At 65.3% G+C, this 12,846-nt stretch carries 12 protein-coding genes; 1 reads left to right on the top strand and 11 read right to left on the bottom strand.

Annotation, left to right across the window (positions count from 1 at the left end):
• Nucleotides 1-163: 163 nt before the first annotated feature.
• The 6 genes from ahcY to AB0I14_RS10430 all read right to left on the bottom strand — a co-directional run bounded on the left by ahcY (nucleotide 164) and on the right by AB0I14_RS10430 (nucleotide 5,644).
• Nucleotides 164-1,624 carry an adenosylhomocysteinase gene (gene ahcY, locus AB0I14_RS10405; protein ID WP_358019874.1) on the bottom strand — a complete coding sequence of 487 codons (1,461 nt, stop codon included), beginning with the start codon at nucleotides 1,622-1,624 and terminating at the stop codon, nucleotides 164-166.
• A gap of 136 nt (nucleotides 1,625-1,760) precedes the next feature.
• Nucleotides 1,761-2,384: a TetR family transcriptional regulator gene (locus tag AB0I14_RS10410; RefSeq protein WP_358019877.1), complete on the bottom strand. Its 624-nt coding sequence runs from the start codon at nucleotides 2,382-2,384 to the stop codon at nucleotides 1,761-1,763.
• A gap of 53 nt (nucleotides 2,385-2,437) precedes the next feature.
• The gene (locus AB0I14_RS10415) at nucleotides 2,438-2,623 is read right to left on the bottom strand and encodes a rubredoxin (RefSeq protein WP_358019880.1); all 186 of its coding nucleotides are present in this window, start codon (nucleotides 2,621-2,623) and stop codon (nucleotides 2,438-2,440) included.
• Entirely contained in the window at nucleotides 2,620-2,793 is a 174-nt protein-coding gene (locus AB0I14_RS10420) for a rubredoxin (RefSeq protein ID WP_358019883.1), read from the bottom strand. The genes AB0I14_RS10415 and AB0I14_RS10420 overlap by 4 nt, the downstream gene beginning before the upstream one ends.
• Entirely contained in the window at nucleotides 2,790-3,944 is a 1,155-nt protein-coding gene (locus AB0I14_RS10425) for an alkane 1-monooxygenase (protein ID WP_358021212.1), read from the bottom strand. The genes AB0I14_RS10420 and AB0I14_RS10425 overlap by 4 nt, the downstream gene beginning before the upstream one ends.
• Nucleotides 3,945-4,162: 218 nt before the next feature.
• Nucleotides 4,163-5,644: an amino acid permease gene (locus tag AB0I14_RS10430; RefSeq protein WP_358019886.1), complete on the bottom strand. Its 1,482-nt coding sequence runs from the start codon at nucleotides 5,642-5,644 to the stop codon at nucleotides 4,163-4,165.
• 156 nt (nucleotides 5,645-5,800) lie between these two features.
• On the opposite strand from AB0I14_RS10430, the gene AB0I14_RS10435 reads away from it, so the two are divergent.
• Nucleotides 5,801-6,634: a class I SAM-dependent methyltransferase gene (locus AB0I14_RS10435; protein WP_358019889.1), complete on the top strand. Its 834-nt coding sequence runs from the start codon at nucleotides 5,801-5,803 to the stop codon at nucleotides 6,632-6,634.
• Between the two features lie 159 nt (nucleotides 6,635-6,793).
• Here the strand turns inward: AB0I14_RS10435 and AB0I14_RS10440 are convergent, their stop codons facing one another.
• From AB0I14_RS10440 to AB0I14_RS10460, 5 genes are all read right to left on the bottom strand, one after another.
• Entirely contained in the window at nucleotides 6,794-8,101 is a 1,308-nt protein-coding gene (locus tag AB0I14_RS10440) for a diiron oxygenase (RefSeq protein WP_358019892.1), read from the bottom strand.
• Between the two features lie 433 nt (nucleotides 8,102-8,534).
• Nucleotides 8,535-9,761 (bottom strand): mannose-6-phosphate isomerase, class I, encoded by a 1,227-nt coding sequence (gene manA, locus AB0I14_RS10445; protein ID WP_358019895.1) that lies wholly within the window; start codon nucleotides 9,759-9,761, stop codon nucleotides 8,535-8,537.
• 3 nt (nucleotides 9,762-9,764) lie between these two features.
• Complete coding sequence (locus tag AB0I14_RS10450; RefSeq protein ID WP_358019898.1) at nucleotides 9,765-10,835, bottom strand: TobH protein; 1,071 nt, start codon at nucleotides 10,833-10,835, stop codon at nucleotides 9,765-9,767.
• Entirely contained in the window at nucleotides 10,832-12,220 is a 1,389-nt protein-coding gene (locus tag AB0I14_RS10455; protein WP_358019901.1) for a phosphomannomutase/phosphoglucomutase, read from the bottom strand. Before AB0I14_RS10455 ends, AB0I14_RS10450 begins: the two co-directional genes overlap by 4 nt.
• Nucleotides 12,221-12,317: 97 nt before the next feature.
• Nucleotides 12,318-12,737, bottom strand: a complete 420-nt coding sequence (locus AB0I14_RS10460; RefSeq protein ID WP_358019904.1) for a DUF3499 domain-containing protein — start codon at nucleotides 12,735-12,737, stop codon at nucleotides 12,318-12,320.
• Between the last annotated feature and the right edge of the window lie 109 nt (nucleotides 12,738-12,846).

Raw genomic sequence — 12,846 nt, forward strand, 5'->3', positions numbered from 1 at the left:
GCCGAGCCGAAAAGGGCGCAGTCAACCTGGGACCGGCACCACCACCTTCGGCGCCAGAACTGCCCGCAGTCGGGTGTGGTCGGTAATCCGTCCCCCCAACGCAAAAGCCCCCGACATCCATGGATGACGGGGACTTTCGCATCTGCTCGCGCAGAAGGGGAACTCAGTAGCGGTAGTGCTCCGGCTTGTACGGACCGTCGACGTCCACGCCGATGTACTCGGCCTGCTCCTTGGTGAGCTTGGTCAACGCGCCACCGAGCGCCTCGACGTGGATGCGGGCGACCTTCTCATCGAGGTGCTTGGCCAGCCGGTAGACCTCGTTGTCGTACTCGTCGTTCTTGGTCCACAGTTCGATCTGGGCGATCACCTGGTTCGAGAAGCTGTTGCTCATCACGAATGACGGGTGCCCCGTGGCGTTTCCGAGGTTGAGCAGTCGGCCCTCGCTCAGCACGATGATCGACTTGCCCGAGTCACCGAAGGTCCACTGGTCGACCTGCGGCTTGATGTTCAGCCGCACCGCGCCCGACTTCTCCAGTGCCGCCATGTCGATCTCGTTGTCGAAGTGGCCGATGTTGCCCAGGATCGCGTGGTCCTTCATCGCCTTCATGTGCTCGAGCAGGATGATGTCGAAGTTGCCGGTTGCCGTCACCACGATGTCGGCGTTGCCGATCGCGTCCTCGACGGTCACCACGTCGTAACCGTCCATCAGCGCCTGCAGGGCGTTGATCGGGTCGATCTCGGTGACCTGCACGCGCGCACCCTGACCGGCCAGCGACTCCGCGCAGCCCTTGCCCACGTCGCCGTAACCGCAGATCAGCACCTTCTTGCCGCCGATCAGCGCGTCGGTGCCGCGGTTGATGCCGTCGACCAGCGAGTGCCGGGTGCCGTACTTGTTGTCGAACTTGCTCTTCGTGACCGAGTCGTTGACGTTGATGGCCGGGAACGCCAGCTCACCCGCGGCGGCGAACTGGTACAGCCGCAGCACGCCGGTGGTGGTCTCCTCGGTGACGCCCTTGACCGACGCGGCGATCTTGGTCCATTTGTCCTTCTCGGTCTCGAAGCGCTTGCGCACCAGGGACAGGAAGACCTTCCACTCGGCCGAGTCGTCCTCGTCGGCGGGCGGGACCACGCCGGCCTTTTCGTACTCGGCGCCACGCAGCACGAGCATGGTGGCGTCGCCGCCGTCGTCGAGGATCATGTTCGCCGGCTCACCTTCCCAGGTGAGCATCTGCTCGGCGGCCCACCAGTACTCCTCGAGCGTCTCGCCCTTCCAGGCGAAGACCGGGGTGCCCTTGGGCTCCTCGGGGGTTCCGTGCGGACCGACGACGATGGCCGCGGCGGCGTGATCCTGGGTGGAGAAGATGTTGCAGGAAGCCCAACGAACTTCGGCGCCGAGAGCAACCAGCGTCTCGATCAGCACGGCGGTCTGCACGGTCATGTGCAGCGAGCCGGAGATACGGGCGCCCTTGAGCGGCTGCACGTCGTGGTATTCGCGACGCAGCGCCATCAGGCCGGGCATCTCGTGCTCGGCGAGGCGGATCTCCTTGCGGCCGAACTCGGCCAGCGACAGGTCAGCAACCTTGAAGTCGATGCCGTTTCGGATGTCGGCCTTCAACTCGGTCATGTAGAGCCCTCTTTCAGTCGTGATTGCTTGCTAGCGCACGTGGGCGCCCAGCGGCGACGCCACATGCAGATACCTCTAGCCTGCGGGCTCGCGGGACAGGCGCTCATGCGATCAAACAGCTGCGGCGCTCTGACAGCTACGGGGTATCTATGACACCGTAGCGCTCGGCGAATGGCGTCATCAGTCGGGCCAGGTCACCGGCCACATCGTGATCCGCCTCGGGCGGCATCGACACGTAACTCATCGCCAGCCGCACGATCGCCCGGGCCAGCACACCGGCGTCCTGATCGCTGGCCTTCATCCAACTGTTCTGAAAGGTTCCGGTCAGCCGCGCCGAGCATCTGGAGATGATCGGCCCGCTGCCGGTGGTGATGATCTGCAGCAGGTCGGGCTTGGACGCGCCGGTGAGCAACGAGATCACCAGGGGGTCGGCGGCAGATTCAAGGAAGAACGCCCGGAAGCCCTCCAGGAACGCCGCGTGCACCTCGCCGACGTTGTTGATGATCGCCGCGTCGACCGCGTCGACCAGCCGATCCGCCAGGCGCATCGCGTATCCCTCGGCCAGCCCCTGCCGAGAACCGAACTCGTTGTAGATCGTCTGACGGCTGATCCCTGCGACCTCGGCCACGTGCGAGAGCGTGATGGCCGACCAATCGCGGGTCAACAGCAGTTCCCGCATGCCGTCGAGAATCGAATCGCGCAGCAGCACCCTGGATGCCTCCGCATACGGGATGCGCTGTTTGTCTCGCGGCCGACTCACACGGGCGACAATATCGCTTTCCGGGCGGGTTTCGAGCGCGTCGCTCGAAGCGGTCAAGGCCGTGCGACCTCGACCATCTCGAAATCGGTCTTCGCTGCGCCGCAATCCGGGCAGCTCCAGTCCTCCGGGATGTCGTCCCATCGGGTGCCCGGGGCGATGCCGTCCTCGGGCCAGCCCTTGGCCTCGTCGTACTCGAATCCGCACTGCACGCAGACGAACAATTTGTACGGCTCGCTCATTTCACTACTCCTATCGACTCGAAATCGACCTTTTCCCGCACCGCGCAGTCCGGGCAGCACCAGTCGTCGGGTACCTGGTCCCACGATGTTCCGGCCGGGAACCCTTCTCGCGGAGCACCTTTGGCCTCGTCATAGATGTAGCCGCACCCGGGGCACTCGTAGGCACTCATGCGGCATCACCTGCGCCGTAGCGGGCCAGCATCTTCGCCCGCAGCCGCGGCTGGATGTTCACCCTGGTGATGTCACCGTCGTAGTGCTCCAGTACCCGGTGGTCCATCAGCTTGCGCCACAACGGCGGCAGGTAGGTGAGCCCGATCAGCGACGCGTACCCGCTGGGCAAGTTGGGCGCGCCGTCGATGCTGCGCAGAGTCTGGTACCGGCGGGTCGGGTTGGCGTGGTGATCGCTGTGCCGCTGAAGGTGATACAGGAACAGGTTGGTCACGATGTGGTCGGAGTTCCAGCTGTGTACGGGCGCGCAGCGCTCGTAGCGACCGTTCTCGTTCTTCTGCCGCAGCAGCCCGTAGTGCTCGAGGTAGTTCACCGATTCCAACAGGCTGAAGCCGTAGATGGCCTGGATGACGATGAACGGGATCAGTGCGGGACCGAACACCGCGATCAGGATGCCGAAGAACACGAACGACATTGCCCACGCGTTGAGTACGTCGTTGGACCAGTGCCACGGCGACTTGTCCTGCCGGCGCAACCGCTGGGCCTCCAGCTCCCAGGACGAGCGCAGGCTGCCGAACACGCTGCGCGGCAGGAACTCCCAGAATGTTTCGCCGAAGCGGGCGGATGCGGGATCCTCGGGGGTGGCGACGCGGACGTGGTGGCCGCGGTTGTGCTCGATGTAGAAGTGGCCGTACCAGGTCTGGGCCAGGGTGATCTTGGACAGCCACCGCTCCAGCGAGTCACGCTTGTGTCCCATCTCGTGGGCGGTGTTGATTCCCACCCCTCCGAGCACACCCACCGACAGCGCGATACCGATCTTGGCCGGCCAGCCCAGGCCACCGTCGAACCCGAGCCAGCTGAGGTCGGATGCGGTGAACAGATACGCGCCCATGATGACGCTCGCGTACTGGAACGGGATGTAGACGTAGGTGCAGTAGCGGTAGTACTTGTCGTTCTCCAGCTGCTCCATCACCTCGTCGGGCGGGTTCTGGCCGTCCGGACCGAATCGCAGGTCCAACAGCGGCAGCAGCACGTAGAGCAGGATCGGCCCGATCCACAACGGCGCCTGGGCTGCGGTGTGCCAGCCGAGCTGGTTGAGCGCCCAGACCAGCGGCAGCATCACGAAGATCGCTGTCGGGGCGATCAGTCCCATCAGCCACAGATGCCGCTTCTTGTCCCGCCACTGTCCGACATCTGCGACGTCCGGTCCATTCGAGAGTTCCGCCACCACGATGAGCCTCCTTATGTGAGAGCTGTCACTGCAATGACTTGACTATAAGTGTGCCTATGTCTCTTGTCTAGACATTAACCCGTGTTTTGTAAAGTAATCCGGGCATGAGAGGTCCACGATGGGCCGAACACCGATTTCAGCTACTGCTGCGTCTGCGCCGCCGCGACTTCTTTACCTGCCAGCGCGGAATGAGTCCGGCCGTACGCGGCGTACACCACCACACCGATCACCATCCAGACCAGGAACCGGATCCAGGTCAGCCCGGTCAGGTTGAGCATCAACCACAGGCACGCCAGGATCGCGGCGATCGGCAACACCGGCACCCACGGCACGCGGAATCCGCGCGGTAGGTCAGGCCGGGTCCGCCGCAGCACGATCACCCCGGCCGAAACGAGCACGAACGCGAACAGCGTGCCGATGTTGACCATCTCCTCGAGTCGGCCCATCGGGAACACCGAGGCAGCGATCGCCACCAGAACACCAACGATCAAGGTGATCCGGACCGGTGTGCCGTGGCTGCCGGTGACGGCGAGCCGCCGCGGCAGCAGACCATCACGCGACATCGCAAACAACACCCGGGTCTGCCCCAGCATCAGCACGATCACCACCGTCGTGAGCCCCGCAAGCGCGCCGATGGAGATGACCTTCGCCGCCCAGTGCACACCGTTGGCGTCGAATGCCGTGGCCAGGTTGGCGTGGCCGTCGGGCGCATCGCGCAGCACGGTGTAGGACACCATGCCCGACAGCACCACCGACACCGCGACGTACAGCACGGTGACGATGCCGAGTGAGGCCAGGATGCCGCGGGGCACATCGCGCTGCGGATCGCGGGTCTCCTCGGCGGTGGTCGCGACGACGTCGAAGCCGATGAACGCGAAGAACACGATCGAGGCGCCGGCCAGCACGCCGTACCAGCCGTAGTGGCTACCCGCCGCCCCGGTCAACAACGAGAACAGCGACTGGTCGGCCCCGGTGGCGCCCTCCCCGGCCTCGTTCGGCGGAATGAACGGGGTGTAGTTGGCGGCGTTGATGTAGAACGCACCGACGACTACCACCAACAACACGACCGACACCTTGATGATCGTGATCACCAGACTGAAGTGCGCCGACAACTTGGTGCCCACCACCAGCAGGATCGTCACCAGCACGATGATCACCAACGCGCCCCAGTCGACCGCCAGGCCGCCAAAATCTGCTATTCCGCCGCCGAACCCGAACACCGTCCCGAGGTAGCTCGACCACCCCTTGGCCACCACCGCGGACGCGACGGCGAACTCCAGGATCAGATCCCATCCGATGATCCACGCCGTGAATTCACCGAACGTGGCATAGGAGAAGGTGTACGCGCTGCCGGCCACCGGCACCGTCGAGGCGAACTCGGCGTAGCACAAGGCGGCCAAACCGCACGCCACGGCAGCGATCAGGAAGGCGATCGAGATCGCGGGCCCGGTCAAGTTCCCCGCCGTCGAGGCGGTGATGGTGAAAATGCCCGCGCCGATCACGACCGACACACCGAAAACCGTGAGGTCCCACCACGTGAGGTCCTTGCGGAGCCGGGTCGACGGCTCATCGGTGTCGGCAATCGACTGCTCGACAGATTTGATTCGCCGAAGGGCAGACATAATCGGTTTGCCTCTCATCCTGGCCGGGGTCACGCAATGTTCCCACCACGGTGGCCGCGAACTGAGTAGGACGCACAAAGTTTCCGTCGGAACGATCCCGTCGCGCCCACGTGGGGCCTACGTCACAGTCAATGCCGATCGTGATACGGTCCGCGCATGGCTGAGCTCCCCTACTTTGACCTGCTGATCGATGAACGGCAGGGCGGTGGCGAAACCGGTCAGCTGTGGGAAAACCAGGTGCACTGGGGTTACTGGGAAAACCCCAAGACCGCCAAGGGCACCCGGGCTGACTACATCGCCGCCATGGAGCAGATGGACCACGTGCTGTTCGCCGCCGGAGAGGTTGCTGACGGACAGAAGGTGCTGGACGCCGGCTGCGGGTTCGGCGGCACCATCCAGCAGATCAACGGCACCTACTCCAACATGGACCTCACCGGCCTGAACATCGATCCGCGTCAGCTCGCGGCGGCCGAGGCCCAGACCAAGCCGGTCAACGGCAACAAGATCGGCTGGGTCGAGGCCGACGCCTGCCAGCTGCCGTTCGAGGACAACTCCTTCGACCGCGTCCTGGCCGTCGAATGCATCTTCCATTTCCCGTCCCGTGAGAAGTTCCTCGCGGAAGCGGAGCGGGTGCTCAAGCCGGGCGGCTACCTGGCCGTGTCCGACTTCGTGCCGACCCTGATGTTCTTCGGCAAGACCCCGATCTGGATGGCGATCCGCCCCCGGATCGCAAAGTCCTACGGAACGCTCGGAAACGTCCCCCTGCGGGGCTACAAGTCCATGGGCAAGCGTGCGGGGCTCAAGCTCGCCGCGAAACGCAACATCCGGAAGAACACCTTGCCGACGTATCCCTTCCTGCTCAAGTTCTTCCGCGAGCAGGGGTCAGCGGATGCCCAGAAGACGATGATCGTCGGCACCCGGTGGATGAAGTGGCTGTCCAAGGTCGGCCTCATCCAGTACCGGGTGTACACGTTCCAAAAGCCTGCCTGACGGTAACTACCTCCCCCGAAGCCCCTGACCCGCGCGGCGCTCGTCGCCGACGTGGTCATCGGGGTGTGGTCGGGCGTGCCTACAGCGCGTGCGACGTTGAGAGGCCGCCGATTCGAGGTGGCCGGGTCACCACATCCGGCGCGAGGACTTGACGTCCGGTCACATGGTGGGCATGAATTCGGCAAGCGCCAGGATCATGAACACCACCAAGGCGAGGCCGATCAGCCCGCCCGCGGGAATCATGGCCACGCACACGGCAACCCACACGAAAAGCCGCGGCCATTCAAAGGGCTGGTTCCCCATCACGCCACCACGGCGTTCCCGGAGAGCGTGGTACGCCGCCCACACACCCGCACCGGCAGCGGCACACGCGATGATCTTCAGTCCGTCCGGTGCCACCAGCAGGGCCACACTCGCCATGACCGCCACACCCGTGAGGCGCGCCGCCACCGAGTTGCGGAGCGCGGCCACCCGTGCGACCGCAGAACCCCGGTCCGGCTCACCGCGGTATCGCGGCAGCCGCCCATCGATACCCAACATTCGCCAGATCCAGCGTGACCATGCCGTACGCAGGCCCAGATCCTCGGCTACCCGCCGAACGTCGGCCGCCGATTCCGCCATCATCTGACGCGACTGGGCACTACGCCAGAAGGCGGCCTTGAAGACCTGCCGTGGAACCCCGAACTGCCGGGCAAAAGTGCGCGGCGGACCCATCATCTCCCCGATCAACCACCGGAGAAAGAACGGGAAGAGAATTGCGTACCACGCCCGCTTGAATCGGCTGACGGTTTTGACCCGCTGAGCCAGAAGGTCGTCGGCAAACGATATGTGACGGGCTTCCTCGGCCAGGTGAATGTAGGTGATCTTGTTCAGCAGCGGAGGCACGTGCGCCGCGCCACGGTGCTGCAGCGTCTGTTGAAAGTGCAGTGGCTGTTCGCCACACAGCACCCCGATGAAATGGATGATGTTGGCGTAGCCGCCGATGAAGCCCAAGATCGGCCCGATCATCCGGGAGCCTCGCCGCATTCCCGGCACATCCTCACCGGTGCGGTTGACGAACTCCTGGAACATCTGGATGTGATTGCACTCGTCGATCAGTTCGTGGAGAAGGTACTGGAACACCGGCGAACCATTCGGCATCTTGCCGGCGTAATGCACCACGCCGCGGATGAGCATCATCTCGAACTGGAGCGTGACCTTGAGGGTGTTCGCGGTTACCCAGCGGCCCATGTCGATACGGCGCTGCAACGGCTGTTGGGCATACCAGTCGGTCGCCGCGAGCGGAGCGCTCTCCGGATCCAGCTGCCACCGCGGATCGTCGTCTTCCAACGCGTTCTCGGGCGCGTCCCAGTCGATGTCAACGTGGGGATCGAAGCGTCGTCGGACCGTCGCACGAGAGAGGGCCTCCACCCTGTCGAAATAGAGGTCCCCTGATGCTGCGGCGCCCGAGTCGCTGACCGTTGTCATTGCCCTATCCGTTGATTCTGTGAGGTTCCTTGCAGAGGGTATCAATCTGAGAGCCGAATCACGCCTCTAGCCACGGCATTGTGCCATGAGTTGTTGCACGTTCGTTAGACGTACGGCACCAAGCAAACTCAGGCAGCCCGTCGCCCGGTCGCGGTAGCCGATCCGCCCGCAGGTGAATGGCGCGGGGCCCCGATGCTGCGAGTGGCCTGGCAACCCCCGGATGCCCGGGCCCTCGCGGCGTTGGCCGCACGGCGAGTACGCGACGTACCCTGGCGAGGTCCTAAGAATTCTTCTCATTTCACGGACACCGTAATGGAACGCGGCGTACGCGGGACCAAAATGAGGGCAACGTAAATTTATTCCGGCCAGCGGAACGAGGGGTTGACAACAGAGGGGTCCCAAGGGACCCGACGCCGGGACCCGGTGGGGCCGACTAGATCCCGATGGTGACGCGGAACAGTTTCGTCGGCTCGGCGGCGGTCAACCGGATCGGGCCGTCCTCGGCTGCCACCCAGGCCGCCATGCCGCGCTCAACGGTCAGCTTGTCGTCATCGGCATAGATCACCGCGGCGCCTTCGATACACAGCAGCAACTGCGGACCATCGTGGTGGGAGTGCACGTCGATCTCGTCGCCGATGCGTTCGCCGTCGACGGTCAGCACCGACACCGCGAATTCCTGCGCGGGCGTCCGATAGATCGTTTCCGTTCCGTCCGTGACGGTTTCCGGGCGCAGCCGATCTTCAGGAGTCGGGGTGAAGTCCAGCACCCGCAGCAGTTCCGGAACGTCGACGTGCTTCGGGGTCAGCCCACCACGCAGCACGTTGTCGGAGTTGGCCATCACCTCGACACCGACACCGTGCAGATACGCGTGCAGATTGCCGGCGGGAAGGTAGATGCCCTCCCCCGGCCGCAGGCTGATGCGGTTGAGCAACAGGGAGGCCAATACACCGGCATCACCGGGATATCGCTCGCCGAGTTCCAGCACCGTCTTGACCTCGGCCGCGAATTTCTTTGCCCCGGAACGAATGTAGTGGACCGCCCCGTCGAGAACAGCCGGCACCAACACGTCGAGATCGGGCTGGGGCGCGGTGATCCAGGTGGTAAACAGGGCCCGTAACCCGTCGGCATCGGATTGATCCGACAACAGGTTGATGAACGGGTCAAGATCCGAGACCGCCAGCGCCCGCATCAACTCGACCGTGCGGTCAACCGTGCGGAATCCGGCTAGCGCATCGAAATGTCCTAGCGCAACCAGTAATTCGGGCTTGTGGCTGCGGTCACGGTAATTGCGAACGGGTGAGTTCACCGGAATGTCGAGCCGGTCCTCGCGGTCGAAGCCCTCCCTCGCCTGCACGGCACTGGGATGGGCCTGCAACGACAACGGTTCATCGGCGGCCAGAACCTTGACGAGGAAGGGCAGTGCGTCGCCGAATCTGCCGATCGCCACGCTGCCCAGTTGCCCCTCGGGGTCATCCTGGACCGCCTGCAGCAGCGACTCTTCACCGTGTTCGGTCAGCAGCCAGGCCGGGTCGCCCGGGTGCGCACCGAGCCACAACTCGGCCTCCGGATGGATTGTCGGACTCGGCCTTCCGGTGAACTCAGCGATTGCAGTACGCGAACCCCAGGCATAGGTCCGCACCGCTCCCCGTAGCAGATGCACTTCTTATCCTCGAACCAGTTTCATATAAACGGCCGTCATCTCCATGCGGACAGCCAGAACCGCCAGTTGTTGTTCCGGGCGCCCGACCGGCAGGGTCGTCCCAGCCTGGTCCGGTACGTCCTCGGCGCCGATCACCGCGATGTCGTCAAAGCCGCTGACCCTTGCCCCCACCAGTTGTCGTTCGGTGTCGGTGATCAAGGCGAACGTACGCATGCGGCGCGGCAGCGGTCCGTCGATCTCTTCGTCGTGGAACAGAGATCGGGCCGCGGGCAGCCCGACCGCTCCGCTGCCGATCGCGGCGAGGACGTCACCGAGTCCGGCGGCGGCCACCACTTCCCCGGCCAGGCGCAGCATCACCGTCGCCCCGTGCCGGGCCAGCGCCAGCGTGGCCGGATTGTCGCCGGCCAGCACGACGGCGCTGTCCGACATCCGTTCGGCCAGGGTCTTGGCCGGGTTGGTGAACAGTTCTCGCCCCACGCTGTTGCGCAGCGCCTCGGCGTCCAATTCGTCTGCCATCGCGGCCAGATCCACTCGCATACCGGGATCCACCAGCTGGAGCGCGGCCAGGCCGGCGGCCAGATATCGGGTCAGTCCGAAATCATCGGGGACCCACAGTCGGGGTGCCAATACCACCGCGCGCCCAGCCGCGATATCACGCAACGGACCCTCGTTCGGTGCCACGATCAACACCCGGGCACCGCGCCGCACACCGGTGGCCGCCGCGTTCACCAGAGCCGGATCGCCCGGATCGTCACCGGCCACGATCACCACGTCGAGTGCGCCCAGCCACGGCGGAGTCTCGGCGGCCACCACGATGGGGGCTGCGATCGATGCGCTCAGTGCACCGGCCAACATGGCGCCCGCATCCTCGGCGGCGCCGCGGCCGGCAACCCAAATCACTGTGCGCGGTGGGTGATCGGCGTGCAGCGGATCGAGCAAGCCTTCCGCCAGGGCCGCGGCGGTAGCCCGAACCTGGGCACCCGCCATGGCCGCCGCCCGCAGCAGACCGTTGCGATCAGCGGCGAGAAGTCCGTCGCCGTCGTCCAGGTCGACCGTGGCGTCCACGGCGTTCACGGCACCGGCTCGCTCACCCCACGGATCTGTGCCGAAACTCTGTCGACGAGGGCGGCGACGTCCTCGGCAGTGCGCGCTTCCACGTTCAGCCGCAGCAGCGGTTCGGTATTCGACGTGCGCAGGTTGAACCAACTGCCATCGCCGAGGTCCACCGTGACGCCGTCGAGGTGGTCGATGGACTGGATCGAGCTGCCGAACGATTTCAGTACGGCCTCCACACATGCCGGTGCATCGCTGACGGTGAAGTTGATCTCGCCGGACGCCTCGTACCGCTGATAGTCCGCCATGAACTCCGAGAGCGGGCGGTCCTGCTCGCCCAGTGCGGCCAGCACGTGCAGCGCCGCGAGCATGCCCGAATCGGCGCCCCAGAAGTCACGAAAGTAGTAGTGCGCCGAGTGTTCGCCGCCGAAGATGGCGCCGGTCTCGGCCATCAGCCCCTTGATGTAGGAATGCCCGACGCGGGACCGCACAGGAGTGCCGCCGCGCTCGATCACCAGCTCTGGAACCGCGCGCGAGGTGATCAGGTTGTGGATCACCGTGGCGCCGATCTCCCGGTTGAGCTCGCGGGCGGCCACCAATGCGGTTACCGCCGACGGCGATATCGGGCGCCCGAGTTCGTCGACGACGAAGCAGCGGTCGGCGTCACCGTCGAACGCCAGGCCGATGTCGGCGCCGCTGGCCAGTACGTGGGCCTGCAGGTCGATGAGGTTGGCCGGATTCAGCGGATTGGCCTCGTGATTGGGGAAGCTGCCGTCGAGTTCGAAGAACAGCGGGAGGATGGTGGCGCCAGGGATCGGCCCGAGAACCGCGGGTGTGGTGTGGCCGGCCATGCCGTTGCCCGCATCCACGGCGATACGCAGCGGACGCAGCGTGCTGAGATCGACCAGGGAGCGCAGGAAGGTGCCGTAGTCGACCAGCACGTCACGGTCGGAGATCACGCCGGCCGGGCCGTCATGGGCCGGCACCCCGGCGATCACCTCGTCGGAGATGACGGACAGTCCGGTGTCCTTGCCCACCGGCTTGGCCCCGGCGCGGCACAGTTTGATCCCGTTGTAGGCGGCCGGGTTGTGACTGGCGGTGAACATCGCTCCGGGGCAGTCCAACTGACCCGAGGCGAAGTACAGCTGATCGGTGGAGGCCAGCCCGATGCGAACCACGTCCAGGCCCTGGGCCGTCACGCCGTCGGCGAAGGCAGCTGCCAGCGTTGGCGAACTCTCCCGCATGTCATAGCCGATCACGACCTGTGCGGCGCCTTCGGCGCGGACCAGACGAGCGAACGCACCGCCGACCTCGGCCACGAACGCCTCATCGATCTGGCTACCGACCAGACCACGGACGTCATAGGCCTTGATGACATCGTGAACAGCCGCCGCTGGCCTAGACATATAGCTCCTTGTGAAACGGGATCGTTGGCGCCAGCTTAACCGCCGGGCGGCGTCGACACGTTCACTACTCTTGGGCCGGTCGTCGTCTAATCAGGTCTTAATCGGTGGGATCCGGCAACACCCGCAGGTGCCCGCGACGGCGACCGTTGGTCTCGGCGGGACGTACCTGCGGCGCCATCACCGCGCTGGTGCCCACACCGGTGGAGGGATCGGAGAATCCGGCCACCACCCCGCCGCGGGGAACCGCGCCGGGCTGGCCTTCCCGGACCGCGTCGGCCAGGGCCACCAGATCGTCCTCGTCGGGATGGGTGGGCAACGGACCGGCATGACGGACCAGCTCCCAGCCTCTGGGCGCGGTGATGCGGCCGGCGTGGCCGACACACAGGTCCCAGGAGTGGGGTTCAGACACCGTGGCCAGGGGTCCGACTACCGCCGTGGAGTCGGAGTAGACAAAGGTCAACGTCGCCACGGCATAGTGCGGGCACCCGGGCCGGCAGCAGCGACGGGGAACATTCACGCGACTGACATTACTTTGGACGATCGCTGTGCGGTGCCGGACACGCGCAGCCGTCGGGTCCCCGATCTCGAACCGTTACGATCATCGCCGTGGCCCAGCGCAACCCATG

Source organism: Mycobacterium sp. NPDC050441 (assembly GCF_040655355.1).
Classification (GTDB): domain Bacteria; phylum Actinomycetota; class Actinomycetes; order Mycobacteriales; family Mycobacteriaceae; genus Mycobacterium.

Coding starts and splice junctions, on each gene's coding strand:
- ahcY (WP_358019874.1), bottom strand. CDS start 1,624: ATGACCGAGTTGAAGGCCGACATCCGAAACGGCATCGACTTCAAGGTT.
- AB0I14_RS10415 (WP_358019880.1), bottom strand. CDS start 2,623: ATGAGCGAGCCGTACAAATTGTTCGTCTGCGTGCAGTGCGGATTCGAG.
- AB0I14_RS10420 (WP_358019883.1), bottom strand. CDS start 2,793: ATGAGTGCCTACGAGTGCCCCGGGTGCGGCTACATCTATGACGAGGCC.
- AB0I14_RS10425 (WP_358021212.1), bottom strand. CDS start 3,944: ATGGGACTGATCGCCCCGACAGCGATCTTCGTGATGCTGCCGCTGGTC.
- AB0I14_RS10430 (WP_358019886.1), bottom strand. CDS start 5,644: ATGTCTGCCCTTCGGCGAATCAAATCTGTCGAGCAGTCGATTGCCGAC.
- AB0I14_RS10435 (WP_358019889.1), top strand. CDS start 5,801: ATGGCTGAGCTCCCCTACTTTGACCTGCTGATCGATGAACGGCAGGGC.
- AB0I14_RS10440 (WP_358019892.1), bottom strand. CDS start 8,101: ATGACAACGGTCAGCGACTCGGGCGCCGCAGCATCAGGGGACCTCTAT.
- AB0I14_RS10455 (WP_358019901.1), bottom strand. CDS start 12,220: ATGTCTAGGCCAGCGGCGGCTGTTCACGATGTCATCAAGGCCTATGAC.